Consider the following 22,721-nt stretch of genomic DNA (forward strand, 5'->3'; position numbering starts at 1 on the left):
GCTCAGTCGACCCGGAGGTTCGCGAGGTCGGCGACCGGGCGGAAGCCGATCGCCGCGTAGATCTTGTTCGACGTCGGGTTGGCCTGGTCGGTGAAGAGGCAGACCCGGTCGCCGGCCTCGCGCAGCCGGCGCGAGACCTCCGCGACCGTCGCGCTGGCGTAGCCGTGGCCGCGGTGCTCCGTCGGCGTGAAGACCGGGCCGATCCGGCAGACCCCGAAGCTCGGGAGGTTGAAGCCGGTGAGGTGCACGACGGTGCCGTCCACCTCCCACAGCACGATCCGCTGCTCGGCGATGCGCTCGTGCATGTCCTCGAGCGTGTGGTGCTCGTCGGCGTGGCCGCTGTGCTCGCGGGCCGCCTGCTCCGCCGCCGCGTCGCCGAACGCCCGGAACCACGCGAGGCAGAGCTCGGCATCGGCCGGCGACGCGAGCCGGGCGCGTCCGGGCACGGGCGCCGGCGCGACCAGCTCACCGAGCTCGTGGAGACGGGTGTGCTCCCAGACCGACGCGCTGCCGCCGCTGAGGCGGGCCACCTCGTCGGCGAGCACCCGGGCCGCGGGCAGCGCGCCGTTGACGCCCGGCACCTCCTCGCCCCGGCCGTGCAGGGCGCCGGCCAGCGCCCGGGCGGCCCCGTCCGGCATCGGCAGCACGAAGAGCGGGTGCGGCACGAACGGTGCGGTGCGCATCGCCGCGCCGACGACCTCGCCGTCGCCGTCCCGGACGACCGCCCACCACTGCGGGTGGGCCGGGCGGGCGGCGCCGGCGGTGCGCTGGCGCTCGATCCGGTGCGTCACCGACGACACGACGGTCGTGAGCACCGGGTCGAGCGCCAGGCGGTCCTGCGCCACGGCGAGGAAGGCGGCCGGGTCCTCGGTGAACCAGACGTCGTACGGCGTCGCGGTGGTGTCGTCCATGCCGACAAGTCAGCCGGGTCTGGTCCGGCCGCACAACCGGTTTCCGGACGTGGGTGGCCGCAAACTAGGATTTCTCCATGACCGAGACCCAGCACGACCAGGCCCCGAACACGACGACCGCGGACCAGCGGCCCGTCGTCGTACCGGACAAGCCTGCCCTCGAGGGTCTCGAGGCGACCTGGAGCGAGCGGTGGAAGGCCGACGACACCTACCGCTTCGACCGCACGCAGCCGCGCGAGAACGTCTTCTCGATCGACACGCCGCCGCCGACGGTCAGCGGCAGCCTGCACGTCGGGCACGTCTTCTCCTACACGCACCCCGACCTGATCGCCCGCTTCCAGCGGATGCGCGGCAAGACGATCTTCTACCCGATGGGCTGGGACGACAACGGCCTGCCGACCGAGCGCCGGGTCCAGAACTACTACGGCGTCCGCTGCGACCCGAGCCTGCCGTTCGACCCCGACTTCACCCCGCCGGAGAAGCCGGACGCCAAGAAGCAGGTCCCGGTCAGCCGGCCCAACTTCATCGCTCTCTGCGAGCAGCTCGTCGAGCAGGACGAGCAGGTCTTCGAGTCGCTGTGGCGCACGCTCGGCCTCTCGGTCGACTGGAAGGAGCACTACACGACGATCGGCGCCAAGGCGCAGACCGTCAGCCAGCGCGCCTTCCTGCGCAACTTCGCCCGCGGCGAGGCCTACCTCCAGGAGGCGCCGACCCTCTGGGACGTCACCTTCCAGACGGCGGTCGCGCAGGCCGAGCTCGAGGCGCGCGACTACGCCGGCGCGTACCACCGGGTCGCCTTCCACCGCCCGGATGGCAGCCCGGTCTTCATCGAGACGACGCGGCCCGAGCTGATCCCCTCGGTGGTCGCGCTGATCGCGCACCCCGACGACGAGCGGTACGCCGACCTGTTCGGCACCACCGTCACCTCGCCGGTCTTCGGCGTCGAGGTCCCGGTCCTGGCGCACCCCCTGGCCGAGAAGGACAAGGGCGCCGGCATCGCGATGTGCTGCACGTTCGGCGACCTGACCGACGTCACCTGGTGGCGCGAGCTCGACCTGCCGGTCCGCACCGTCATCGGCCGCGACGGCCGGCTCACCCGCGAGACGCCCGAGTGGCTCTCCGGCGAGACCGCCGCCGCGGCGTACGACGAGCTCAAGGGCAAGACCGCCTTCTCCGCCCGCGAGGCGGTCGTGGCCGCGCTCCGTGAGAGCGGTGACCTCGACGGCGAGCCCAAGCCCACCCAGCGGATGGCCAACTTCTACGAGAAGGGCGACAAGCCCCTCGAGATCGTCGCGACCCGGCAGTGGTACATCACCAACGGCGGCCGCGACACCGCCCTGCGCACCGAGCTCGTCGAGGACGGCGCCGAGATCACCTGGATCCCGGCCCACATGAAGCACCGCTACGACAACTGGGTCGGCGGCCTGAACGGCGACTGGCTGATCTCGCGCCAGCGCTACTTCGGCATCCCCTTCCCCGTCTGGTACCCCCTCGACGACGAGGGCGAGCCGGACTACGCCCACCCGCTGATGCCGAGCGAGGCGGAGCTGCCGATCGACCCGTCGACCGACGCGCCGCGGGGGTACGACGAGGCGCAGCGCGGCAAGCCCGGCGGCTTCATGGGCGACCCCGACGTGATGGACACCTGGGCGACGTCGTCGCTCACGCCGCAGATCGCCGGCGGCTGGGAGTCCGACCCCGACCTGTTCGAGCGGGTCTTCCCGATGGACCTCGCCACCCAGGCGCACGACATCATCCGCACCTGGCTGTTCTCGCGGGTCGTGCGCGGCCACTTCGAGAACCACGCGACGCCGTGGTCGCACGCGATGATCTCCGGCTTCATCCTCGACCCCGACCGCAAGAAGATGTCGAAGTCCAAGGGCAACGTCGTCGTCCCCACCGAGATCCTCGACAAGTTCGGCGCGGACGCCGTCCGCTGGCGCGCCGCCATGGCGCGCCCGGGCCTCGACTCGCCGTTCGACGAGAGCCAGATGAAGGTCGGCCGACGCCTGGCGATGAAGGTCCTCAACGCCTCGAAGTTCGTCCTCGGCGGGGTCGGTGCGACCACGCTGAACCATTTCGAGGTCTCCGAGCCGATCGACTGCGCGCTGCTCGGCCGGCTCTCGAAGGTCGTCAGCAGGGCCACCGACGCCTTCGAGGCCTACGACTACACGACCGCGCTCGAGACCGTCGAGAAGTTCTTCTGGGAGTTCTGCGACGACTACCTCGAGCTGGTCAAGGAGCGGGCGTACGCCGAGGACGGCGGCCAGGCCACCGCGTCGGCCCGCGCGACCCTCGCGATCGCGCTGCAGGTCCAGCTGCGGCTGCTCGCGCCGTTCCTGCCCTACGTGACCGAGGAGGTCTGGTCGTGGTGGCAGGAGGGCTCGATCCACCGGGCCCCGTGGCCGACGCAGGCCGAGCTCGGCTCCGCCGCGGCCGCCGACCCGGCCATGGTCGACGCCGTCGCCGCCGCCCTGATCGGCATCCGCGGCGCCAAGTCGCAGGCCAAGGTCTCGATGCGCGCCGAGCTGTCCCGCGTGGAGATCGCCGGCCCGGAGGCGCTCGTGCGCGCGGCCGAGGGTGCCGCGTCCGACCTGCGTCGCAGCGGCAAGATCACCGGCGACCTGGTCTTCACGGTCGTCGAGGACCGTCAGGACCTGGCCGTCACCGCGGAGCTGGCGCCGACCGAGGCCTGAGCCACCGCCTCACCCGCCGGTCAGTGGTGGCCGTGCGGGTGATGGCCGTGCTCGAGGTGGCTGCGCGGGTGGTGGCCGCTGTGAGCGTGCCCGTGCCCGTGGCCGTGCGCGCCGTGCGCGTGGCCGCGCCCGTGCGAGCCGTGCTCGTGGCCGCGCCCGTGGCCGGGTGACGGGTGCAGTCGCGCGTGGTGCCCGCGCCCGACGTGGGCGCTCCCCCGCGGGTGGTGCACCCGCGGTCCGGCATGCCCCGAGGTCCGGACAGCCGGGACGGCGGCGACCCGGGCGCGGGACGGCGCACCGGAGGTGGCGGTCGATCGGGGGTGCGCGGGGGCTGCGGGCGCCGCGGGCGCCGGGGCCGGCTGCAGCGGCGTCCCGGCCACGACGTGCTGGACCCCGCGGTGCAGGAAGCCGACGACGGCCTGGCTGCGCAACCCGTTGGCGACGATCAGGCCGCACGCCAGGGCGACGATCACGAAGGCCACGAGCGGCCTGCGGTGGTCGTAGCGCACGGGACGTCCCATCAGTACGAGGAAGGGTGTGGGGCGGTGAGGCTCGGGACGCACGCCGCCCCACGTCCAGTCAACGAGGACGTGCAGATGCGGACATGGCCCGAACGGACCGATCCGTACTAGTCACTTCGGGCTATCCGCGGCTGGTCGGCGCCGCTCGCTCGACCTCGCCTCGACGGACCGGCTCCGCCGGTCCGCTAGGCAGACTTCTTCTTCTTGGCCTCGGCCTCGCGGGGGATCATCGTGGGCGCCTCGCCGTGCAGGACGACGTCGTCGGTGACGATCACCTTGGCGATGTCGCCGCGCGAGGGGACGTCGTACATCACGTGGAGGAGGACCTCCTCGATGATGGCGCGCAGCCCCCGCGCACCGGTGCCGCGCTCGAGCGCGGCGTCGGCGATCGCGGCGATCGCCTCCTCGGTGAACTCGAGCTCGACGCCGTCGAGCTCGAAGAGCTTCTGGTACTGCTTGACCAGCGCGTTGCGCGGCACGGTGAGGATCTGGACCAGGGCCTCCTGGTCGAGCTTGCTCACGCTCGCGATCAGCGGCAGCCGGCCGATGAACTCGGGGATCAGGCCGAACTTCGTGAGGTCCTCGGGGCGCACCTGCTGGAGCAGGTCCTCGGCCTCGCGCTCGGCCTGGCCACGCACCTCGGCGGTGAAGCCGAGGGTCTTCTTGCCGACCCGCTGCTCGATGATGTGCTCGAGCCCGGCGAAGGCGCCGCCCACGACGAACAGGATGTTCGTGGTGTCGATCTGGATGAACTCCTGGTGCGGGTGCTTGCGGCCGCCCTGCGGCGGGACCGAGGCGGTGGTGCCCTCGATGATCTTCAGCAGCGCCTGCTGCACGCCCTCGCCGGAGACGTCGCGCGTGATGGACGGGTTCTCCGCCTTGCGGGCCACCTTGTCGATCTCGTCGATGTAGATGATGCCCGTCTCGGCCTTCTTGACGTCGTAGTCGGCGGCCTGGATGAGCTTGAGGAGGATGTTCTCGACGTCCTCGCCGACGTAGCCGGCCTCGGTGAGCGCGGTGGCGTCCGCGATCGCGAAGGGGACGTTGAGCATCCGGGCGAGGGTCTGGGCGAGGTAGGTCTTGCCGCAGCCGGTGGGGCCGATCACGAGGATGTTCGACTTCGCGACCTCGACGACCTCCTCCTTGCTGTGCTTGCCCGCGACGGGCTGGAGGCCGGCCTGGACGCGCTTGTAGTGGTTGTAGACCGCCACCGCGAGCGACTTCTTGGCGTGCTCCTGGCCGATCACGTAGGAGTTGAGGAAGTCGAAGATCTCCTTCGGCTTCGGGAGCTCGTCGAGGCTGACCTCGGCGCCCTCGCTCAGCTCCTCCTCGATGATCTCGTTGCAGAGGTCGATGCACTCGTCACAGATGTAGACACCCGGACCCGCGATCAGCTTCTTGACCTGCTTCTGGCTCTTCCCGCAGAAGGAACACTTGAGCAGGTCCCCTCCGTCACCGATACGTGCCACGGGCGGTCATCCTCCGGTTCGGCCGGCGGCGGTGCGTGCCGGCGGTGCTACGTCGATCTGGGCAGTGCAGGGCGTACGTCGTGCAAACCCCTCGACGGTACCCCGCGCCGCCACCCGATGGGGTGACGGACACGAGGATCGCGTCCGGAGAGCGCACGGGTCCATACCGGCGTCAGCCGGCGAGGGCCGGCGCCGCCTTGCGGGACTCGACGACGGCGTCGATCAGGCCGTACTCGACGGCACCCGCGGCGGTGAGGATCTTGTCGCGCTCGATGTCGCGGCTGACCTGCTCGAGGTCGCGGCCGCTGTGGTCGCTGATCATCTTCTCGAGCAGCTCGCGCATCCGCAGGATCTCGTTCGCCTGGATCTCGATGTCGGAGGTCTGGCCGAACGTGCCCTCGGTGTAGGGCTGGTGGATCAGGATCCGGCTGTTCGGGAGCGCCAGGCGCTTGCCGGCCGTGCCGGCCGCGAGCAGGATCGCCGCGGCGGAGGCCGCCTGGCCGATGCACACCGTCTGCACGTCGCACTTGATGAAGTTCATCGTGTCGTAGATCGCGGTGAGCGCCGTGAACGAGCCGCCGGGGCTGTTGATGTAGATCTGGATGTCCTGGTCGGGGTTCATCGACTCCAGGCACATCAGCTGCGCGATGACGGCGTTCGCGACGTCGTCGGAGATCGGCGTGCCGAGGTAGATGATGCGGTCCTCGAAGAGCTTGCCGTAGGGGTCGATCCGGCGGAAGCCGTACGAGGTGCGCTCTTCCCACTGGGGGATGTAGTAGTTCATGTGTCAGTCCTTGCTCGAGGAAGAGGATCGGGCGGGGCGTCCTTCATCCGCGGCTTCGCGGGCGTTCTTGATGACCTGGTCGACCAGGCCGTACTCGAGCGCCTGGTCGGCGGTGAACCAGCGGTCGCGGTCGGCGTCGTTCTCGATCTGCTCGACCGACTGGCCGGTGTGCTCGGCGATCAGGTCGAGCAGCACCTTCTTGATGTGCAGCGACTGCTGGGCCTGGATCTTGATGTCCGAGGCGGAGCCGCCCATGCCGGACGACGGCTGGTGCATCATGATCCGCGCGTGCGGCAGGGCGTAGCGCTTGCCCTTGGTGCCGGCGCAGAGGAGGAACTGGCCCATCGAGGCGGCCAGGCCCATGCCGACGGTGGCGACGTCGTTGGGGATGTAGTTCATCGTGTCGTAGATCGCCATGCCGGCGTCCACGGAGCCACCGGGGCTGTTGATGTGGAGGAAGATGTCGGCCTCGGGGTCCTCCGCCGAGAGCAGCAGCAGCTGGGCGCAGATCGCGTTGGCGTTCTGGTCGCGGACCTCGGAACCGAGGAAGATGATCCGCTCGCGGAGCAGGCGCTGGTAGATGTGGTCGTCGAGGACGTTGAAGCCCGCGCCGCCGTTCATCTCGGTCGAGAATGAGGTGCTGGAGTTCTGGGTCACGTGGCGACCCTAGCCCGTGGTCCCGACACTTCCACGCCTTATCCACCCCTGTTCGCCGACAGCGGACACCGGCTCGACGAGTTGGCCTCAGGAGGCCTCCGCGGCCGCCTTCAGGCGCGCCACGGTGTGCCGCATCCCGGCCTCGAGCTCGTCGGCGTGGCTGTCCGACCCGCCCAGCGCGAGCGGGGCGAAGACCCGGCTCAGCACGGTGAGGTGGTCCGGCACGGGACGCCGGTGCACGACGCGGGTGCCGCTGGCGCCGTCGGGCTCGATCTCCCAGATCCAGCGGGCGCCGCTGGAGCGGGTGTCCCACGCCAGCGAACGGCCGGGCTCGAGGACGGCGACGACGCTGCGCGTCGGCCAGACCACGGCCTTGCGGCGGTTCAGCCCGAGGTACCACTGCCCCACCCGCAGGCCGCCCGGCTTGAGCGGCAGCATGGTCAGCAGCTCGGGGCTCCAGTCCGCCATCCGGCGTACGTCGCTCAGCAGCGCCCACACCTGCGCCGGGGGCACCCCGACGGTCGTCTCGGCACGGAGCTCACGGTCGGCGGTCATGGCGCCCAGTGTGCCGTGCCCGCGGGGCCGCGGGAACCCGTGGATGCGCCGGACGCGGCTCAGGCCAGCCAGCGGGCGAGCGAGGCCTGGATGTCCGGGTGGTTGAGCAGCCCGAAGTGGTCGGTGCGGCCGACGTGCAGCACCTCGGCCCCGGGGAACAGCTCGGCGCCGTACCGGTCACGGCCGTACGCCGACGGGGTGCGCACGAGGTAGTCGCCGACCACGTGCCCCACCGGGTGCCGCTCGGAGGCGGTGACGGTGCCCGCGACGAGCCGGTAGCGGGCGTGCGGCAGCGGGGCGACGTCCTCGGCCAGGCCGGCCACGAGGTCGTGCACGCCGACGGAGCGCCAGTCGAGGATCCGGCCGAACGCCGAGGTCTCGGGGAGCCGGGCCATCCCCCGGCTGCCGTGGCCGATGCCGCGGGCGATGGGGGCGCCGAGGTGCGGCGTCCCGAGGGTGACGACGTCCGAGACCAGCCGGGTCCACGGCTTGTCGACGACGGAGGCGACCGCCCCGGCCGCGCGGATGATCAGGCCACCCATCGAGTGCCCGACCAAGGCGATCCGGGTGACCTCGACGGGCCAGTCCTCGACGAGCCGCTGCAGCAGGGCGGAGAGGGCGACGCCGTTCTCGCGGAGCGGGAGGCCGGTGTTGGCGCGCAGGTAGACCGGCGTCCACCCGCGCTCGGCCAGCGCCTCGCCGTACGTCTGGCCGGTCCGCTCGCGGCCGATCCTCCAGTAGTCCTCGTTCTCGCACAGCCCGTGGAGGAAGACCACGACCTGCCCGGTCGCGGCCGGGAAGGCGGCGTCCAGGCCGTCGGTGTCGAGGGGGACGTCGCGCCCGTGGGCGCGCACGCCCATCGGGATCGCGAGCTGGGGCCGCTCCCGCAGCAGCCGGTCGCCGATCAGGCCGTTGACGGCCGAGCTCACGAACCTGCCGCGCTCCCCGTCCTCGAGGCGCGGGCCGACCCCCGTGGCCGCGGCCGCATCCAGGCCCTTCGAGGCGGCGCGCAGGCCGAGGCTGAGGCCGCCGTACACGGCCGTGGCGATGCCGCGGTGCAGGACGTCGCCGACGCCCGAGGCGCCGCCGGTGCCGCGGCGGACCAGGCCGTTGATGCGGTCGGCGACGGCGAAGTGGGTGTCGCGCGCGGTGCGCACGACCAGCTCGTCGGCGACCTCGGAGAGCAGCGAGAGCGCGTCGAGCACCGTGGGGCCGGGGGCCGGCGCGGTCGCCCGGGACGCCGCGGGGGCCGTCCCCTGGGAAGTCGTGGTCATGGCGCGATCATACGCATATCAGTGCACATGTGTGCACTCAACTGGACCGCGTGGCGGCCCGGGAACGCGACCGCGCCCCGGACAGCCAGGCTGTCCGGGGCGCGTACGTCGTGCGGTGCTGCGAGCGGGCGGAGGCTCAGGCCTCGTCGTCCGCGGTGGCCTCGTCGGTCGCCTCGGCGGCCTCGTCCTCCGGGGCACCGATGCTGCCGTCGGGGCGGAGGTTCTTCAGCTCGACCACGTTGCCGGAGGCGTCGGTGACGGTCGCCGACTCGACGATCGTCGCGAGCGCCTTGCCGCGCAGGATCTCCTGGACCAGGTCCGGGATGTGGTTGTGCTCGAACATGTGGTTCGCGAACTCCTGCGGGTCCTGGCCGGACTGCTGCGCCCGGCGGACCAGGTGCTGCGAGAGCTCGGCCTGGTCGACGCCCAGCTCCTCGGACTTCGCGATCTCGTCGAGGATGAACTGCGCGGCGACGGCGTCGCGGACGCGGCGCTCGAGGTCGGCCTCGAACTCCTCGACGGTCTGGCCCTCGTCCTCGAGGTACTTCTCCATCGTGATGCCGGCGAACTGCAGCTGCTGCTCGATGTTCTGGCGACGGGCGTTGAGCTCGTCGGTGACCATCGTCTCGGGCAGCGGGACCTCGACCTGCTCGAGGAGCTTCTCGAGCACGGCGTCGCGCGCGGCGGCGGCCTGCTCGAGGCGCTTGCCGCGACCGAGGCGCTCGCGCACGTCGGCGTTGAGCTCCTCGACGGTGTCGAACTCGGAGGCCTGCTGGGCGAAGTCGTCGTCGAACTCGGGGAGCTCCTGCTCCTGCACCTGGCTGACCGCGACCTCGACCTCGACGGCCTCGCCGAGGAGGTCACCGCCGACCAGCGTGGAGCTGAAGGTCTTCTCGTCACCGGCGGACATGCCGGTGAGGGCCTCGTCCAGGCCGTCGAGCATGCCGCCGCGACCGACCTGGTAGGACATGCCGGCGACCTCGGCGCCCTCGAGCACCTCGCCGTCCTTCTTGGCCTTGAGGTCGAGCACGACGAAGTCGCCCTCGGCGGCCGGGCGCTCGACGTCGCTCAGGGTGCCGAAGCGCTCGCGCAGGGCCTGGACCTGCTCCTCGACGTCGGCGTCGGTGATCTCGAGGTCGTCGACCTCGGCCACGAGGCCGTCGTACGCCGGGAGGGTGATCTCGGGGCGGACGTCCATCTCGGCGGTGAACTCGAGGGTCTCGTTGTCCTCGAACTTCGTGACCTCGATCTCCGGCTGCGTGAGCGGCTGGAGGGAGTTCTCCTCGAGGGCCTCCATGTACTTCTTCGGGAGGACGTCGTTGATCGCCTCGTCGAGGACCGCGCCGCGGCCGACCTGGCGGTCGATCACGGACGCCGGGACCTTGCCGCGGCGGAAGCCGGGGACGTTGATCTGCTGGGCGATCTTCTTGTACGCCGCGTCGAGGCTCGGCTTGAGCTCCTCGAAGGGCACCTCGACGGTCAGCTTGGCCCGAGTCGGGGTCAAGGTCTCGACGGCGCTCTTCACAGGTGGTCTCCTCATCAAGTTCATGGTGGTGGTGCGTCGGGGCGACAGGACTCGAACCTGCGATCTCCTGCTCCCAAAGCAGGCGCGCTAGCCACTACGCTACGCCCCGCCAAGTGGCCTCTTGCCCCTTGAGAGCGGATGACGGGAATCGAACCCGCGTAATCAGTTTGGAAGACTGGAGCTCTACCATTGAGCTACATCCGCGCGCACCAAAATGCGGGTGTCATCGTGCCACACGGCGGGCACCGGACCCCAAACGAGGCACCCCGGTGGACCACCTGCCGGCACGCGGGACCGCGCTCAGCGCCGGTGCACCAGCAGCAGCGCACGGTCGTCGTTGTGCGAGCCCAGCGCGTCGACCAGACGCGCGGCTCCCCCGTCGAACTCGCCGCGGAGCAGCCGCTCGGCCTGGCCGAGGAGCCGGTCGATGCCCAGGCCGATGTCGCGGGTGGGCGTCTCGACCATGCCGTCGGTGTAGAGCAGGAGCGCGTCGCCGCGGCCCAGGCGGCCACGGGCGACCTCGAAGTCGGCGTCGTCGAGGAGACCCAGGATCGGGCCCTCGGTCTCGCGGACGGTCCAGCGTCCCGAGCCCGCGGTGAGGTGCACCGCCGGCGGGTGCCCGGCCGTGCGGACCTCGTAGTCGCCCGTCGTCAGGTCGAGCGAGAGGTGGACCGCGGTGGCGAAGCCCTCGGCCCAGTCCTGGCGCATGAGGTAGCGGTTGGCGGCACCGAGGAAGTCGGCGGGCGCCAGGGCGGTCAGCAGGCCGCCGAACGCGCCGGAGAGCAGCAGCGCCCGGGTCCCGGCCTGCTCGCCCTTGCCGGACACGTCGACGACGGCGACGTCGAGGCGGTCGGCCGCGCGGGCCCCACTGGTCACGACGAAGTCGCCGGCGAAGGGGGTGCCGCCGGCCGAGCGCAGCGCGGACTCGACGTACCACCCGTCGGGCAGCACCGGGATCGAGCCCTGCGCCAGGATCCGGTCGCGGAGGTCGACGAGCATCGACTCGCCGAGCGCGCCGGCGACGCCGAGGCGGGAGCGGCGGAACGACGTGAGCAGCGTGATGAACGCGAGCAGGAAGAGGATCGCGACCGCGATCACCGTGCGGGTGCTGATCTCGGCCTGGCCGGTGAGCGCCAGCATCAGCATCACCAGCAGGAAGACCACGAACCACGGCAGGTGCCGCGGCCCGAGCAGCAGGCTCGCGAGCAGCAGCGGCACCGTGAACGACATCAGCGGCACGGTGTCCGGCCAGACCAGGATCGCGCCCGCGATGGCGACGGAGGCGACGACCAGGCCGACGAGGAGCCGGCTGGTGGGCGAGGCGCCGCGACGCGCGAGCGATCGCCACGCGCGGCGCGCATCGGAAGGCCCGGCTGGCCGGGCCGGCTCACGGAGAGCGGTCATGGTCGTCGGTCCTCGTCCTCAGTGGGTCTGGTCACTGTACGGCGCGGGAGCGGAACCTGCGCTGGCATTGGGGACACCAGAAGAGGTTCCTGCCCTGCAGCACCTCGGTGCGCACGGTGGTCCCGCAGACGTGGCACGGCTGGCCGTCGCGGCGGTAGACGTAGACCTCTCCCCCGTGCTTGTCGGCGCGGGGCTCGCGCCCCATCGCCTCCGGCAGGTGCTCGGGGCGGACCGTGTCGATCCGGCCGGTCCGGACCCCGTCGGCCATCAGCACGACCAGGTCCTCCCACAGCGCGGTGAACTGGCCGACGCGGAGCGTGTTGCCGGGGCGCAGCGGGTGGAGCCGGTGACGGAACAGCACCTCGGCGCGGTAGATGTTGCCGACGCCGGCGAGCACCGTCTGGTCCATCAGCAGGCCCCCGATGGGGGCCCGGCTGCGGCGGATCCGCTCCCAGGCCCGCAGCGGGTCGGCCTCGGGGCGGATCGGGTCGGGGCCGGACCGCTCGACGACGGCGTCGCGTCCGGCCCGGGTCAGCAGCTCGCACGTGGTGGCGCCGCGAAGGTCGGCGTACGCCGCCGGGCGGACGCCGACGGGCGGTGCGACCAGCCGGAGCCGGACCTGGCCGACGGGCGGCGGCACCTCCGCGACCTCGTGGTGGACGGGGAACTTGCCGTAGAGGCCGAGGTGCACGTGGACGTAGCGCTCGCCGGGGAACTCGACGAACAGGTGCTTGCCCCACGACTCGGCGCCGAGCAGCTCGCTGCCGTCGAGGAGGGCAGCGGACTCGGCGAAGCGGCCCTGGGGGCTCCCCACGCGGACCGTGCGGCCCCCGAAGACCGTGGTCAGCTCACCGGCGAGCCGGTGGAGGGTGTGTCCCTCAGGCACGGGGGCTGTCGGACCCGGCCGCGGTTCCCGGGTCCGCCGAGCCCTGGAGGGCGGAGGCGGGCAGCGGGGGGAGCTCGTGGTCGGTCTCGTACGCCGCCAGCTGGCCGATCCGGCGGACGTGGCGCTCCTCGCCGGAGAAGGCGGTCTGCAGGAACACCTCGACGAAGCGGGTCATGTCCTCGAGGGAGTGCAGGCGACCGCCGACCGACACGACGTTGGCGTCGTTGTGCTCGCGGGCCAGCACCGCGGTCTCCTCGGACCACACCAGGGCCGAGCGGACGCCGACGACCTTGTTGGCCGCGATCTGCTCGCCGTTGCCCGAGCCGCCGATGACGACACCGAGGCTGTCGAGGCCGTCGGCCTGCTCCGCCGCGACCGCCTGGGCGGCCCGCAGGCAGAAGACCGGGTAGTCGTCGAGGGCGTCGTAGACGAACGGCCCGTGGTCGACCGGCTCGTAGCCGTGGTCGACCAGCCAGGTCGCGAGGTGGTCCTTGAGGTCGAGGCCGGCATGGTCGGAGCCGAGGTGCACGCGCATGCCCGCGATCCTCCCAGACGGGCCCGTCAGCGGTGCAAACCGAGGAAGGCGGCGGTCTGCGTCAGCAGGGGCTCTGTGGCGGGAAACACGCTCGGGTGCCGCCAGAAGCCGTGGATCTGGCCGAGGTAGCGGGTCGCGGTGACCGCCACGCCCTGCTCCGCGAGCAGCCGCGCGAGGTGCTCGCCCTCGTCACGCAGCGGGTCGTGCTCAGCGGTCACGACCAGCGTCGGCGGCAGCGTGCCGAGCCGGTCCGACCGCAGCGGCGCCAGGTCGGGGTGCTCCAGGTCGGCCGGCGTGGCGGCGTACTGCTGCCAGTACCACGCCGCGTCGCGCGGGTCGAAGCCCTCGGCGGCGCTCTCGTAGGAGTCGAAGCCGGCGCTCGGGTCGAGGAACGGGTAGACGAGCACGAGCGCCCGGAAGCGCCCGGGGTGCCGGAGCGCGGCGACCAGCGCGAGGTTCGCGCCGGCGCTGTCGCCGTGGGCGTACGTCGGCCCGTCGACGCCCAGGTCGGCGGCGTGGTCGTCGAGCCACCGCACGACCGTGGACACATCGTCGGGCGCGGCCGGGAAGCGGTGCTCGGGCGGGCGGCGGTAGTCGACGCTCAGCACGTTCAGCCCGGTGCGGTTGGCCAGCCGGCGTGCCCCGGGGTCGTGGACGTCGACGTCGTGGAAGACGAAGCCGCCGCCGTGCACGTGCACCAGCAGCCCGGTCCCGGCGCCCTCGGGGCGGTAGAGCCGGGCGGGCACGCCGTCGCAGTCGAGGTCCTCGACGGCGGCGACGTCCTCGCGCTCCTCGAGCGCCGCGGCCGCGCGGGCCTCGGCGCGCGCGGCGTCGATGTCGTAGCCGTCGGTCCGGATCGGGACGTCACCGGCCGCGGCCTCGACGGCGCGACGGGCCTCGGGGAAGAGCACCACGCGATCAGCCCCGGGTCAGCGCTGCATGAGGGCGTCGAGCCCCACGGCGATGGCCGCGGCGACGCGGAAGTCGACGCGCTGGTCGGGCACGTGGACGGTGTACTTGTCGCGGATCGAGCCCTGCCGCTCGACGCCCAGCAGCGGCTGGCCCTCGGCGGAGACGAAGTCGAAGTGGATCGGCAGGAACGGGATCTCGGTGAAGCGCCGCAGGATCGCGACCAGCTGGCTGCGCTCCTGGCCGGTGCCGGCGTACCCCGGACCCTCGACGTGGAAGGTCGAGCGCATCAGGCTGGCGCCGAAGTCCTTCTTGAAGAAGCCGATCTGCTGGCCGCTCTCGTCGGTGATGTCGTAGCCGGAGCCCAGGTCGACGACCTTGCGGGCCTTGAACGCGAAGACCGGGCGCGTCTTCGTCTCGTCGCTGAAGAAGGTGACCTGCTCCTTGAAGCCCATCTTCTTCTGCTCGGCCAGGCCCATCAGCTGGCCGAAGCTGCCGTCCGGGTTGGCGGCGTAGAGCTCGTAGCGGTTCGTCATCATCGCGAACTTCTGCTTCACGTAGAACGTGGGCAGGTACATGGCGGCGGTCATGGGCGGAGCCTACTGATCCGGTGGAGCCCGGCGGGGTGGTTTCGAGACAGGCGCCAGGGCGCCTTCCTCGACCACCGAGCAGCACCCGGTGGTCGAGGAGGTGGCGTGGCCCGGTGGTTGAGGAGGTTGCGCAGCAACCGTCTCGAAACCACCCGGGTGGCTCACCCGTGACAGCGCTCGAAGGGGCGGCTGCTGCCCTCGAACAGGACGACGTTGTCACCGAACAGCGGCCGGCACGCCGCCGACGTCAGCTCCCGGACCGTCGTCCCGTCGTCGAAGCCGTTGTGGATGCACGAGTCGAAGTACACATACAGGTCGTGGGCACCGGATCCGTCGTCGAGGCGCAGGTCGATGGCGGTCCGCCCGGCCTCCGAGTGAAGACAGGTCTGCGGGGTGTCCGGCCCACCGCCAGCCGGGGCGGCCCTGATCGCCTCGAGCACGGAGGACGCGGACGCGCCGGTGAGTCGCCTCGACCCCACCAGAGCCCCCGCGTCGGCCGGGATGCCGCGTGCGTACTGGCAGATAGCGATCGAGTCGACGCGCGGCACTGCTGCCACGTCGAAGGGCTGCGGCCTCACGAACTCCTGGGCCTGCACCGGCGACGAGGCGTCGCAGCCGTTGTCATCCGTGTCGAACGTCCGGGCCGAGTCCAAGATCCGATCGGTGAGGGAGGCGGTCTCCTCGTCGGTCAGCAACGAGATGGGCACTCCCGCGACCAGCTTCGTGGTGAGCGTCCAGCCGCGGAACCGCAACGGGCCGTCCTCGGTCGCCCTGCTCGAGGACACCGCGAACGACAGGTGCGGCGCCCAGAAGCGGGCCGGCGCGGGCCCGAACTCCTCGGGATGGTGGTCCGGGCTCTCCCCAATACAGCCGACACCCGCGATGGCGAGGTTCGTCGCGTCGAAGGCGACGTAGGGCGCCCGCTCGACCCGGGACGTGTCGTCGTACATGCACCACGGGTTCGCCGGCTCGAAGCCGTAGTCCCAGCGTTGCGGCACCTGGACCGCCACGCCGCGAAAGGACACCCACCTCCAGCCGGCGTCCGCCCGGGGCAGCGTGCCGCCCTTGGTGGCCCCCTGCGACGAGGAGGCATTGCGCCCGACCAGGCCCGTCCCCACGGCGCCGAGCACCCCGATGACGACCAGCAGTGCCGCTACTGCGGCGACCGCGAGCCAGGCCCTCCGCGGGTGTCGGTCCCGACTGGACACGGGCTGCACCTCCTGCGTCATCCTCACACCACCTCCCCCGTGGTGGACAGTGCACGCGTTGCGTCGGTTCCCCTTGCTCGAACCGCGTGGTTTCTTCGGCCGGGTGGTTTCGAGACAGGCGCCAGGGCGCCTTCCTCAACCACCGGAGGGGTGGTTTCGAGACAGGCGCCAGGGCGCCTTCCTCAACCACCGAGGCGTGCGCCTGCCTCGACCGCCGGAGGGCTAGCCGCCGAGGCGGGCGAGCTCGTCGTCGACGATCGACGGGTCGAGCTTGGTGAAGATCGGGGTGGGCTTGCCGACCGGCGTGCCGACGACGACCGGGTGCCGCTGCCAGGACGGGGCGCCGGTGTAGTCGCCGGTGATGACGGGGTACGGCGCGCCGCCGTCGAGGTCGTCGACCTCGTCGATGCGCGGCAGCGCCGCGATCTCGCCGGTGCCGCCGTAGGTCCGGTCGACCTCGTTGGCGCTGAACGGCAGGAACGGCGACAGCACCAGGTTGAGGTCGGTGACGCACTGCGCCATCACGTGGAGGATCGTGCCGAGGCGCTCGCGGTCGGCGGGGTCCTTGGCGAGCTTCCACGGCTCGTGGTCGGAGACGTACTTGTTGACGTCCGCGACGGTGCGCATGGTCTCGCCGATGGCGGCCTTCATCCGGTTGCGGCCGATCAGGTCGCCGACGGTCGCGAAGGCGCCCTCGACGCGGTCGAGGACCGCCCGGTCCTCGGCCGTCAGCTCGGCGGCCGGCGGGATCTCGCCGAAGTTCTTGGCGATCAGGGTGGCGGTGCGGTTGACCAGGTTGCCCCAGCCGGCGACCAGCTCGTCGTTGGTACGGCGGACGAACTCCGACCACGAGAAGTCCGAGTCCTGCGCCTCCGGGCCGGCCACCGCGACGAAGTAGCGGAAGGCGTCGGGCTGGTAGCGGCTGAGCATGTCGCGGACGTAGATCACGACCTTCTTGGAGGACGAGAACTTCTTGCCCTCCATGGTGAGGTACTCCGAGCTCACGACCTCGGTCGGCAGGTTGAGCCGGCCGTACTCGTGCTCGGTGCCGCCCTTCGAGCCCTGGCCGTTGTAGGCGAGCAGCTCGGCGGGCCAGATCTGGCTGTGGAAGGTGATGTTGTCCTTGCCCATGAAGTAGTACGACAGGGCCTCGGGGTCGTTCCACCAGTCGCGCCACGCGTCCGGGTTGCCCGACCGGCGCGCCCACTCGATCGACGCCGAGAGGTAGCCGATGACCGCGTCGAACCAGACGTAGAGCTTCTTCGCCGGATTGTCGCGCCAGCCGTCCAGGGGCACCGTGATGCCCCAGTCGATGTCGCGCGTCATCGCCCGCGGCCGGATCTCCTTGAGGATGTTCTGGCTGAAGCGGATCACGTTCGGCCGCCAGGTGTCCGAGGCGGCGCGCTCGTCGAGCCACTCCCCCAGGGCCTCGGCCAGCGCCGGCAGGTCGAGGAAGAAGTGCTGGGTCTCGATGAACTCCGGCGTCTCGCCGTTGATCTTGGAGACCGGGTTGATCAGGTCCGACGGCTCCAGCTGGTTGCCGCAGTTGTCGCACTGGTCCGCGTCGGCCTTCTCGTAGCCGCAGATCGGGCAGGTGCCGGTGATGTAGCGGTCGGGCAGGGTGCGCCCCGTCGACGGCGAGATGGCGCCGTACGTCGTCTGCTCGACGAAGTAGCCGTTCTCGTGGACCCCGCGGAACATCTCCTGCACCACCGCGTGGTGGTTGCGAGTCGTGGTCCGGGTGTAGAGGTCGTAGGTGCACCCGAGCGCGGCGAGGTCCTCGGCGATCAGCCGGTGGTTCTTGTCCGCCAGCTGCTGAGGGGTCACGCCCGCCTCGTCGGCCGCGATCAGGATCGGCGTGCCGTGCTCGTCGGACCCCGAGACCATGAGCACGTCGTGGCCGGCCATCCGCATGTAGCGGCTGAAGACGTCGGAGGGCACGCCGAAACCGGCGACGTGGCCGATGTGGCGCGGGCCGTTGGCGTACGGCCAGGCGACTGCCGACAGGACTTTGCTCATGCACTGATCCTAGGGATGCGAGCGCCCGCCCCACGACCCGGTTAGGGGCATGGGACGGGCGGTGGCGCGCAGCGAGCGGTCAGCTGAAGTCGAGGTCCAGGTCGCGCGCCCGCTTGAGCTCGTGGAAGTTCGGGAAGGACGCGACGGTGACCACGCCGTCCCAGAGGCGGCCGGCGTCCTCGCCCTTCGGGGCCTTGGTGAGGACCGGCCCGAAGAAGGCGGTGCCGTCGACGGAGATGGTCGGCGTGCCGACCTCGTTGCCGACCTGGTCCATGCCGCGCGTGTGCGAGGCCCGGATCGCGTCGTCGTACGACTCGTCGTCCATCGCGTCGGCGAAGGAGGCGTCGAGGTCGACCTCGGCCAGCGCGGCCTCGATCATGGCTCGGTCCTTGTCCTGCTTCTCGATGTGGATGCGCGTGCCCATCGCGGTGTAGAGCGGCAGCAGCGCCTCCTTGCCGAGCTTCTGCTCGACGGCCATCAGCACCCGCACGGGCTGCCAGGCGGTGGTGAGGAAGGAGCGGTACTCCTCGGAGATGTCCTTGTCCTCGTTGAGGAACGCGAGGCTCATGATGTTCCACTGCACCTCGATGTCGCGGACCTTCTCGACCTCGAGGATCCAGCGCGAGGTGATCCAGGCGAACGGGCAGGCGGGGTCGAGCCAGAACTCGGCAGTCGTCTTCGTCATACCCGGTCCAACGCCTCTCCGCAGCCGACCATTCCCCCGCACGGGACCCGGCGGCGTCAGGTCAGCAGCGAGAGCCCGAGCCCGGCGAGCGCGCAGACGCCGAGCGTGCGGAGCACCGACCAGCGGAGCCGGAGGACGAGCAGCAGCGCGAGCCCGGTGACGAGGAACGCCTCCCAGACGTACGACGACCACACCGGCAGCACCAGCGCCAGCGGGCCCTGGTCGAGCACCCGGGTGCGCGCGAAGAGCGTGTGCACGGCGAAGTAGAGCGCCAGGTTGGCGATCACGCCGACCACCGCGGCGGTCACGCCGGTCAGCGCCGCCGACAGCGCCTTGCTGTCGCGCAGCCGCTCGACGTACGGCGCCCCCAGGAAGATGAAGAGGAAGCACGGGACGAACGTGACCCACACGGTCAGCAGCGAGCCGAGCACCGCCGCCACCCACGGGTCCAGGTCGCCCGGGTTGCGGTAGGCACCGAGGAACGCCACGAACTGCACGACCATGATGAGCGGGCCCGGCGTGGTCTCGGCGAGGGCCAGCCCGCGGACCATCTCGCCGGCGGACAGCCAGCCGAAGGTCCCGACCGCGGCCTGCGCGACGTAGGACAGCACCGCGTAGGCACCGCCGAAGGTCACCAGGGCCATGCCGCCGAAGAAGACGCCCTGGTCGGTGAAGACCGTGCGCTCCCCCGAGGACAGCACCCACGCCAGCGCGACCGGGGCGACCCACACGACCAGGCCGGTCCCCAGGATCGCGAGGTTGCGGCGGGCCGACGGCGCGGCCCGGTGCAGGGCGTCGTCCGGAACCAGCGGCGGCGGGCCGTCGTCGGCGCCCTCGGCGCCGGCCGGGCGCTCCATGACCGTGGGGCGCCACCGGCCCAGCGCCCAGCCGACGACCCCGGCGCCCAGGACCACCAGCGGGAACGGCAGCCCGAGCACGGCGAGCAGCAGGAACGCCGCCACGGCCAGCGCGACCAGCGCACGGTGCTTGAGCGCCCGGCCGGCGATGCGGGCCACCGCCTGCACGACGATCGCGACGACGGCGGGTGCCAGGCCGAGGAAGAGGCCGGCCACCACGGCGGTGTCCCCCTGGGCGACGTACACCCACGAGAGCGCGAGGATCGCCAGCAGCCCCGGGAGGACGAACAGGACGCCCGCGACCAGCCCGCCCAGCCAGCCGTTGAGCAGCCAGCCGGTGTAGATCGCGAGCTGCTGGGCCTCGGGGCCGGGCAGCAGCATGCAGTAGCTCAGCGCGTGCAGGAACCGGCGCTCGCCGATCCACCGCCGCTCGTCCACGAGCTCTCGCTGCATGACGGCGATCTGGCCCGCCGGGCCGCCGAAGGTCTGCAGCGAGATGAGGAACCAGGCACGGGTCGACTCCCGCAGGGGAACGACGTCTCGGGGGCGGTCGGGCACGCGCCCCATGATGGGACACAACCCGTTGTCGCCGCCGCCGGGTCCAGTGACATGATGCGCCAATGCCTGGAACCAACCTCACCCGGGACGAGGCCGCCACCCGCGCCGCCCTCCTGGACGTCACGTCGTACTCCATCGACCTGGACCTCACGACCGGCGCATCGACCTTCGGCTCGACCACCACGATCCGGTTCACCTGCGCCGAGCCGGGGGCGTCGACCTTCGCCGACCTCGTCGGCGCCACGGTCCACGAGATCACCCTGAACGGCGAGGCGGTGGACGTCGCGGCGTACGCCGACTCCCGCATCGCGCTCGACGGCCTGGCCGCCGACAACGAGCTCGTGGTGCGCGCCGACTGCACCTACTCGCGCACGGGTGAGGGCCTGCACCGCTTCGTCGACCCCGTCGACGACCGCGTCTACCTCTACTCGCAGTTCGAGGTGCCGGACGCCCGCCGCGTCTACACGACCTTCGAGCAGCCCGACCTCAAGGCGCCGTTCACGTTCAACGTGACCGCCCCGTCGCACTGGAAGGTCGTCTCCAACTCCCCGACCCCGGAGCCGACCGAGGTCCGCGAGGGCGTCGCGCACTGGGCCTTCGAGCCCACCCAGCCGATGTCGACCTACATCACCGCGATCGTCGCGGGTGAGTACCACGAGGTCCAGCACACCTACGTCGGCAAGCACGGCGAGATCCCGCTCGGCCACTACTGCCGCCAGTCGCTGGTGCCGCACCTCGACGTCGAGGAGCTGGTCAAGGTCACCGAGCAGGGCTTCTCGTTCTTCGAGGAGGCCTTCGCCTACCCGTACCCCTTCGGCAAGTACGACCAGCTCTACGTGCCGGAGTACAACATGGGCGCGATGGAGAACGCCGGCTGCGTGACGCTGCGCGACGAGTACCTCCCCAGCAGCCGCCAGGACCGCGCGTTCTACGAGTTCCGCGCCGAGGTGATCCTCCACGAGATGGCCCACATGTGGTTCGGCGACCTCGTGACGATGCGCTGGTGGGACGACCTCTGGCTGAACGAGTCGTTCGCCGAGTGGGCGTGCTACCACGCCGCCGTCCGCGCGACCGACTACACCGAGGCCTGGACCGGCTTCACCAACGCCCGCAAGAACTGGGCCTACCGCCAGGACCAGCTGCCCAGCACGCACCCGATCGCGGCCGACAACGTCGACCTGCGCGCGGTCGAGGTCAACTTCGACGGCATCACCTACGCCAAGGGCGCCTCGGTGCTCAAGCAGCTCGTCGCGTGGGTCGGCCTCGACAACTTCCTCGAGGGCATCCGCGGCTACTTCCAGGACTTCGCCTTCGGCAACTCCGAGTTCAGCGACCTGCTCGCGGCGCTCGAGAAGTCCTCCGGCCGCGAGCTCGAGTCGTGGGCCCAGGAGTGGCTCCAGACCTCGGGCGTCAACACCCTGGCGCCGCGGTTCGAGCTGGGCGAGGACGGCACCTTCACGTCGTTCGCCGTGCACCAGTCGGCCGCGAACCCCGACTACCCGACGCTGCGCCGGCACCGCCTGGGCATCGGCCTGTACGACGAGGTCGACGGCCGCCTGGTGCGCCGCACGTCCCTGGAGATCGACGTCGAGGGCGAGTTCACCGAGGTCCCCGCGCTCGTCGGCGTCGCGCAGCCGGCCCTCCTGCTGCTCAACGAGGGCGACCTGGCCTACGCCAAGATCCGCCTCGACGAGCGCTCGCTGGCCACGGTCGTGGCCGGCCTGGCCACGCTGGACGACTCGCTGGCCCGCGCCCTGTGCTGGGGTGCCGCCTGGGACATGACCCGCGACGCCGAGATGACGGCCACCGACTTCGTGGCCCTGGTGCTCAGCGCGATCGGCACCGAGACCGACGCGTCCGGCGTCAGCCGGATCCCGAGCTACGCGCTGTCCGCCGCGACGTCGTACTCCGCCCCGGAGAACCGCACGGCGCTCCGCGCCAGCTGGGAGCAGGGCGTCCGCGGCCTGCTCGAGCAGGCCGAGGCCGGCAGCGACCACCAGCTGACCTTCGCCCGCGCCTACGCCCAGGTCGCCCACAGCGACGCGGCGCTGGACGAGCTCGAGGCCCTGCTCGACGGCTCGCTCGAGCTCGAGGGCCTGGCGGTCGACACCGACCTGCGCTGGTCGCTGCTGACCGCGCTGGCGCGCAACGGCCGGGCCGACGAGGCCCGGATCGACGAGGAGCTCGCGCGGGACAACACGATCTCCGGCCAGGAGCACGCGGCCGCCGCCCGGGCCTCGCGCCCGAGCGCCGAGGCCAAGGCCGCGGCGTGGGAGATCGCCACGGTGCGCGACGACGTCGCCAACGAGACCCAGCGCAGCGTGGTGCTCGCCTTCCAGTGCTTCGGCCAGGACGAGCTGCTGGCGCCGTACGTCGAGAAGTACCTCACCGCGGCCGACACGCTGTGGGAGGACAAGGGCACGCACCGGGCCTCGACGGTCATCGAGTACATGTTCCCCAAGCAGCTGGCCAGCCAGGAGCTGCTCGACCGCGTGGACGCGTGGCTCGAGTCGTCCCCGGCCAACCCGGCCGCCAAGCGCTACGTGCGCGAGGGCCGCGACGACGTCGCCCGGGCGCTGGCCGCCCAGGCGCGCGACGCCCGGGGCTGACCCACCCGAGACGCAGAGGAGCCCCGCCGGTGATCCGGCGGGGCTCCTCGCACGTGCGGGCGGCGGTGA

The 22,721-nt window shown here is 71.6% G+C and carries 19 protein-coding genes and 2 tRNA genes; 2 read left to right on the forward strand and 19 right to left on the reverse strand.

Features of this window, described 5'->3' with window-relative positions:
* Positions 1-2 precede the first annotated feature (2 nt).
* Entirely contained in the window at positions 3-911 is a 909-nt protein-coding gene (locus H5V45_RS05255; RefSeq protein ID WP_185251965.1) for a GNAT family N-acetyltransferase, read from the reverse strand.
* Between the two features lie 77 nt (positions 912-988).
* On the opposite strand from H5V45_RS05255, the gene valS reads away from it, so the two are divergent.
* On the forward strand, positions 989-3,607 hold the full coding sequence (valS, locus tag H5V45_RS05260) for a valine--tRNA ligase (RefSeq protein ID WP_185251966.1): 2,619 nt from the start codon (positions 989-991) through the stop codon (positions 3,605-3,607).
* Positions 3,608-3,627: 20 nt separating this feature from the next.
* On the opposite strand, the gene H5V45_RS05265 is transcribed toward valS, so the two are convergent.
* From H5V45_RS05265 to chrA, 18 genes are all read right to left on the reverse strand, one after another.
* Positions 3,628-4,128, reverse strand: coding sequence for a hypothetical protein (locus H5V45_RS05265; protein WP_185251967.1), 501 nt, complete (start codon positions 4,126-4,128; stop codon positions 3,628-3,630).
* 185 nt (positions 4,129-4,313) lie between these two features.
* A complete protein-coding gene (clpX, locus tag H5V45_RS05270; protein ID WP_185251968.1) occupies positions 4,314-5,597 on the reverse strand; it encodes an ATP-dependent Clp protease ATP-binding subunit ClpX in 1,284 nt (427 codons plus the stop codon).
* Positions 5,598-5,769: 172 nt separating this feature from the next.
* Positions 5,770-6,381: an ATP-dependent Clp protease proteolytic subunit gene (locus tag H5V45_RS05275; RefSeq protein WP_185251969.1), complete on the reverse strand. Its 612-nt coding sequence runs from the start codon at positions 6,379-6,381 to the stop codon at positions 5,770-5,772.
* A gap of 3 nt (positions 6,382-6,384) precedes the next feature.
* Positions 6,385-7,002, reverse strand: coding sequence for an ATP-dependent Clp protease proteolytic subunit (locus tag H5V45_RS05280; RefSeq protein WP_185254483.1), 618 nt, complete (start codon positions 7,000-7,002; stop codon positions 6,385-6,387).
* Positions 7,003-7,125: 123 nt separating this feature from the next.
* Positions 7,126-7,593 carry an SRPBCC family protein gene (locus H5V45_RS05285; RefSeq protein ID WP_185251970.1) on the reverse strand — a complete coding sequence of 156 codons (468 nt, stop codon included), beginning with the start codon at positions 7,591-7,593 and terminating at the stop codon, positions 7,126-7,128.
* 59 nt (positions 7,594-7,652) lie between these two features.
* Positions 7,653-8,867: a lipase family alpha/beta hydrolase gene (locus H5V45_RS05290; RefSeq protein WP_185251971.1), complete on the reverse strand. Its 1,215-nt coding sequence runs from the start codon at positions 8,865-8,867 to the stop codon at positions 7,653-7,655.
* Positions 8,868-9,003: 136 nt separating this feature from the next.
* Entirely contained in the window at positions 9,004-10,392 is a 1,389-nt protein-coding gene (gene tig / locus H5V45_RS05295) for a trigger factor (protein ID WP_185251972.1), read from the reverse strand.
* A 36-nt stretch (positions 10,393-10,428) separates the two neighbouring features.
* Positions 10,429-10,501 (reverse strand) — tRNA-Pro (locus H5V45_RS05300).
* Positions 10,502-10,525: 24 nt separating this feature from the next.
* Positions 10,526-10,596: transfer RNA gene (locus H5V45_RS05305), tRNA-Gly, on the reverse strand.
* A 96-nt stretch (positions 10,597-10,692) separates the two neighbouring features.
* Positions 10,693-11,796 carry a PP2C family protein-serine/threonine phosphatase gene (locus H5V45_RS05310; protein WP_185251973.1) on the reverse strand — a complete coding sequence of 368 codons (1,104 nt, stop codon included), beginning with the start codon at positions 11,794-11,796 and terminating at the stop codon, positions 10,693-10,695.
* A gap of 31 nt (positions 11,797-11,827) precedes the next feature.
* Positions 11,828-12,682: an Fpg/Nei family DNA glycosylase gene (locus H5V45_RS05315; RefSeq protein ID WP_185251974.1), complete on the reverse strand. Its 855-nt coding sequence runs from the start codon at positions 12,680-12,682 to the stop codon at positions 11,828-11,830.
* Positions 12,675-13,217: a ribose-5-phosphate isomerase gene (locus tag H5V45_RS05320; protein WP_185251975.1), complete on the reverse strand. Its 543-nt coding sequence runs from the start codon at positions 13,215-13,217 to the stop codon at positions 12,675-12,677. Before H5V45_RS05320 ends, H5V45_RS05315 begins: the two co-directional genes overlap by 8 nt.
* Before the next feature lie 26 nt (positions 13,218-13,243).
* Positions 13,244-14,131, reverse strand: a complete 888-nt coding sequence (locus tag H5V45_RS05325) for an alpha/beta hydrolase (RefSeq protein WP_343061429.1) — start codon at positions 14,129-14,131, stop codon at positions 13,244-13,246.
* A 15-nt stretch (positions 14,132-14,146) separates the two neighbouring features.
* Positions 14,147-14,716 (reverse strand): LURP-one-related family protein, encoded by a 570-nt coding sequence (locus tag H5V45_RS05330; RefSeq protein ID WP_185251976.1) that lies wholly within the window; start codon positions 14,714-14,716, stop codon positions 14,147-14,149.
* Positions 14,717-14,877: 161 nt separating this feature from the next.
* On the reverse strand, positions 14,878-15,924 hold the full coding sequence (locus H5V45_RS05335) for a hypothetical protein (RefSeq protein WP_185251977.1): 1,047 nt from the start codon (positions 15,922-15,924) through the stop codon (positions 14,878-14,880).
* Between the two features lie 222 nt (positions 15,925-16,146).
* The gene (gene metG / locus H5V45_RS05340) at positions 16,147-17,943 is read right to left on the reverse strand and encodes a methionine--tRNA ligase (RefSeq protein ID WP_185251978.1); all 1,797 of its coding nucleotides are present in this window, start codon (positions 17,941-17,943) and stop codon (positions 16,147-16,149) included.
* Between the two features lie 79 nt (positions 17,944-18,022).
* Positions 18,023-18,628: a mycothiol-dependent nitroreductase Rv2466c family protein gene (locus tag H5V45_RS05345; protein WP_185251979.1), complete on the reverse strand. Its 606-nt coding sequence runs from the start codon at positions 18,626-18,628 to the stop codon at positions 18,023-18,025.
* Between the two features lie 56 nt (positions 18,629-18,684).
* A complete protein-coding gene (gene chrA, locus H5V45_RS05350) occupies positions 18,685-20,043 on the reverse strand; it encodes a chromate efflux transporter (protein ID WP_343061430.1) in 1,359 nt (452 codons plus the stop codon).
* A 62-nt stretch (positions 20,044-20,105) separates the two neighbouring features.
* Between chrA and pepN the strand changes: the two genes are divergently transcribed.
* The gene (gene pepN, locus H5V45_RS05355) at positions 20,106-22,652 is read left to right on the forward strand and encodes an aminopeptidase N (protein ID WP_185251981.1); all 2,547 of its coding nucleotides are present in this window, start codon (positions 20,106-20,108) and stop codon (positions 22,650-22,652) included.
* Positions 22,653-22,721: the final 69 nt, after the last annotated feature.

Origin of the sequence: Nocardioides luti (assembly GCF_014212315.1) — a bacterium.
Taxonomy (GTDB): domain Bacteria; phylum Actinomycetota; class Actinomycetes; order Propionibacteriales; family Nocardioidaceae; genus Nocardioides; species Nocardioides luti.

Coding starts and splice junctions, on each gene's coding strand:
- H5V45_RS05255 (WP_185251965.1), bottom strand. CDS start 911: ATGGACGACACCACCGCGACGCCGTACGACGTCTGGTTCACCGAGGAC.
- valS (WP_185251966.1), top strand. CDS start 989: ATGACCGAGACCCAGCACGACCAGGCCCCGAACACGACGACCGCGGAC.
- H5V45_RS05265 (WP_185251967.1), bottom strand. CDS start 4,128: ATGGGACGTCCCGTGCGCTACGACCACCGCAGGCCGCTCGTGGCCTTC.
- H5V45_RS05275 (WP_185251969.1), bottom strand. CDS start 6,381: ATGAACTACTACATCCCCCAGTGGGAAGAGCGCACCTCGTACGGCTTC.
- H5V45_RS05280 (WP_185254483.1), bottom strand. CDS start 7,002: ATGAACGGCGGCGCGGGCTTCAACGTCCTCGACGACCACATCTACCAG.
- H5V45_RS05285 (WP_185251970.1), bottom strand. CDS start 7,593: ATGACCGCCGACCGTGAGCTCCGTGCCGAGACGACCGTCGGGGTGCCC.
- H5V45_RS05290 (WP_185251971.1), bottom strand. CDS start 8,867: ATGACCACGACTTCCCAGGGGACGGCCCCCGCGGCGTCCCGGGCGACC.
- H5V45_RS05310 (WP_185251973.1), bottom strand. CDS start 11,796: ATGACCGCTCTCCGTGAGCCGGCCCGGCCAGCCGGGCCTTCCGATGCG.
- H5V45_RS05320 (WP_185251975.1), bottom strand. CDS start 13,217: ATGCGCGTGCACCTCGGCTCCGACCATGCCGGCCTCGACCTCAAGGAC.
- H5V45_RS05330 (WP_185251976.1), bottom strand. CDS start 14,716: ATGACCGCCGCCATGTACCTGCCCACGTTCTACGTGAAGCAGAAGTTC.
- metG (WP_185251978.1), bottom strand. CDS start 17,943: ATGAGCAAAGTCCTGTCGGCAGTCGCCTGGCCGTACGCCAACGGCCCG.
- H5V45_RS05345 (WP_185251979.1), bottom strand. CDS start 18,628: ATGACGAAGACGACTGCCGAGTTCTGGCTCGACCCCGCCTGCCCGTTC.
- pepN (WP_185251981.1), top strand. CDS start 20,106: ATGCCTGGAACCAACCTCACCCGGGACGAGGCCGCCACCCGCGCCGCC.